The sequence below is a fragment of the Candidatus Symbiothrix dinenymphae genome, assembly GCF_001431085.1.
The window spans coordinates 1-2,817 of record NZ_BBRU01000569.1; the positions used below are offsets into that span (position 1 = coordinate 1).

General features: G+C 49.8%; 3 protein-coding genes. All 3 read left to right on the plus strand.

The genetic code is table 11. The features are described 5' to 3' along the window. Positions 1 to 687: diacylglycerol/lipid kinase family protein (locus ASC50_RS05985; protein ID WP_056928819.1), on the plus strand; the 687-nt coding region annotated here is incomplete at its 5' end. After that, positions 684 to 2,543, plus strand: a complete 1,860-nt coding sequence (locus ASC50_RS05990; RefSeq protein WP_055431184.1) for an LTA synthase family protein — start codon at positions 684 to 686, stop codon at positions 2,541 to 2,543. The genes ASC50_RS05985 and ASC50_RS05990, both read left to right, overlap by 4 nt. A 37-nt stretch (positions 2,544 to 2,580) precedes the next feature. Further along, positions 2,581 to 2,817: AAA family ATPase (locus tag ASC50_RS05995; protein ID WP_158648529.1), on the plus strand; the 237-nt coding region annotated here is incomplete at its 3' end.

Consider the following 2,817-nt stretch of genomic DNA (forward strand, 5'->3'; position numbering starts at 1 on the left):
GGCACGGTGAACGAGGTGGGGACGGCTCTTTTTGGTAGCCGGAGTGCTTTTGGCGTTGTCCCTGTGGGTAGCGGCAATGGTTTTGCCCGCCATGTCAAGTATTCCCTTTGCGTGAAAAAGGCGTTGCGACAGATGCTTACAACCAATTATGCGTACATCGACATGGTGGAGATGGATGGGCATAACTTCCTGACTGTGAGTGGTGTAGGCTTCGATGCTGAGGTTGCCCATGAGTTCAAAAAGTTTAAGATGCGGGGGGTGCTTTCCTACATTCTTGCGGTCGTCAGAGTGATTTTTCACTACAAGGAAAAGGAGTATCGCATCACGTGCGATGGCAAAACGCTCACGAAAACGGGATTTATTCTCAGTTTTGCAAACAGCAGTCAATATGGTAATAATGTGCACATTGCGCCCCATGTGTCGTTAAAAAGCGGCTTGGTGAGCATTTGCATTGTGCGTCGCCCGCCCTTTGCCGGAATCGGTTTTTTGCTGCGGTCGGTGATGCGGCTCAATTTGTCGCAACTGACTTATTATGAGGAAATTCAGTGCAAGGAGGCGGTCATTGAAGGGGCGATACGGAATATCCATGTGGACGGCGATGCGTTCACTTCGGACGGCGGACAGATACGCTTGAAAGTTCATGCAGGCGGAATAAAAATCATCAGTATGCGGCATCAAAAAAAATGATAAAGCGAATTACATATTTGTTAGCGGTTTTTGGGGTGCTTTTGGGCAATTTTGTGTTGCAAAAGCCGCTGTTTATGCTCTACAATCATACTCTTTCCAAAGGTTGTGGGGTTGGCGATTACCTGTTGGTGATGCTGCATGGGTTGAAATTGGATAGTACCGTTGCGGCTTATTTGCTGATTCTTCCTTGGTTGGTGGTGCTGGTGAGCGTTTGGTTGCCCCGAATCAGTCTGCGGAAAATTTTGCCTGCCTGGTATGTGGTGATTGCTTTTCTGACTGCTTTGGCTTTTGTGGTGGACACGTCGCTGTATGCGTTTTGGAATTTCAAATTGGATGCAACGGTGCTTTTTTATATGGATTCGCCCTCAAATATGGCTGCCAGCATATCTGTGTGGTTTCTTTTGGTGCGGGTGTTGGTGCTTGTTGTTTGTGCGGTTGCCCTCTATTGGGTGCTGATGCGGGTTACGCCGACATGTATTGCGGGTCAAGCCCGCAATGACAGTTCTTTTTTGCCGATGCGCAATAGATGCTTGGGGACTATTGGGGTGATTTTGTTGGGTGGCTTGTTGTTTCTCTGCATTCGTGGCGGCGTTACGGAATCTACGTCCAATATCGGGCGGGCGTATTTCAGTGATAATCAGTTTCTTAATCATTCGGCAGTCAATCCCAATGCGAGTTTTTTCTATTCGGTGGGGACATCGGAAAATTATGCCGAGCAGTTCGACTTTTTGCCCGAAGCGGAGCGCGCCGCCACGTTTGAAAACCTGTACCCTCACCCCCATCCACAAGGCGGCGAAACAGCCGTGCACTTGCTCAAAACCACCCGCCCGAATGTTCTCATCATCCTCTGGGAGGGGCTGGGCGGCAATTTCATTGAGGCAATTGGCGGCGATTCCACCATCACGCCGCAGTTCAACAAATTGGCGAACGAAGGGGTCTATTTTTCAAACTATTATTCCAACTCGTTTCGCACCGACCGCGGCACGTTGGCTGCGTTGAGTGGCTATCCCGCCTTTCCGACCCTGTCCGTGATGAAAAAGCCGGCGAAAAGTCGCATGTTGCCGTCCATCGCCAAAAGTTTGGCGACAGTGGGCTACGCGACCGATTTCTTGTACGGCGGCGACATCAATTTCACCAATATGCAGAGCTATTTGCGCAGCACGGGCTATCAAAAACTCACCTCCGATGCCGATTTTAGCCGCAAAGACAAGCAAAGCAAGTGGGGCATTTTCGATGCGGTCACGTTTGAGCATCTGGAGCAAGCCATTCAGCAGCGAACCGATGCCCCCTGGCACACCGGATTTTTGACTTTGAGTAGCCACGAGCCTTTTGAAGTGCCTTACAGCCGTCTGAAAGAGGCAATTCCCAATGCCTTTGCCTACACGGACGACTGTTTGGGCAAGTTTGTTGACAAACTGAAAGCCACCCTCGCTTGGGACAACCTGCTGATTATCATCATCCCCGACCACGGCTTTTGCTATCCGGCAACGGTGACACCGCGCGACCCGGACTTTTTCCACACACCGATGCTGTGGATTGGCGGCGCGGTGAGCGAACCGATTGTGATAGATAAATTACTCAATCAGAGTGATTTAGCGGCAACTTTGCTTGCCCAACTAAATTTGCCGCACGCTGATTTTGAATGGAGCCGCGACGTGTGCAGCACCTCCTACACCTACCCATTCGCCTTTTTCACGTTCAACAATGGCTTCGGATTTAGGGACAGCACAGGCGTTTCCGTCTATGACAACAATGCCGACACGTGGATATTGCAGCAACCAGCTGCGTCTGTTGAGCGCGCACAGCGCAGTCAAGCGATTTTGCAGACTTTGTATGACGATTTTGGGCGGAGGTAAGCAAAAAATGTGTAACTTTGCGGCAAATTAAAAGATTATGCAAAATTTACCTATCGGAATACAGTCGTTTGCGAATTTGCGCAGAGATGATTGCTTGTATGTTGATAAGACGGAGGATATACACCGCCTTATCACATCGGGCAGAGTTTTTTTCTTGTCGCGCCCGCGGCGATTTGGGAAGTCGCTGCTGGTGAGCACAATGGAAGCCATTTTTAAGGGCAACAAAGCCTTGTTTAAGGGGCTGTGGATTGAGAATAATTGGGATTGGACACAA

Coding starts and splice junctions, on each gene's coding strand:
- ASC50_RS05990 (WP_055431184.1), top strand. CDS start 684: ATGATAAAGCGAATTACATATTTGTTAGCGGTTTTTGGGGTGCTTTTG.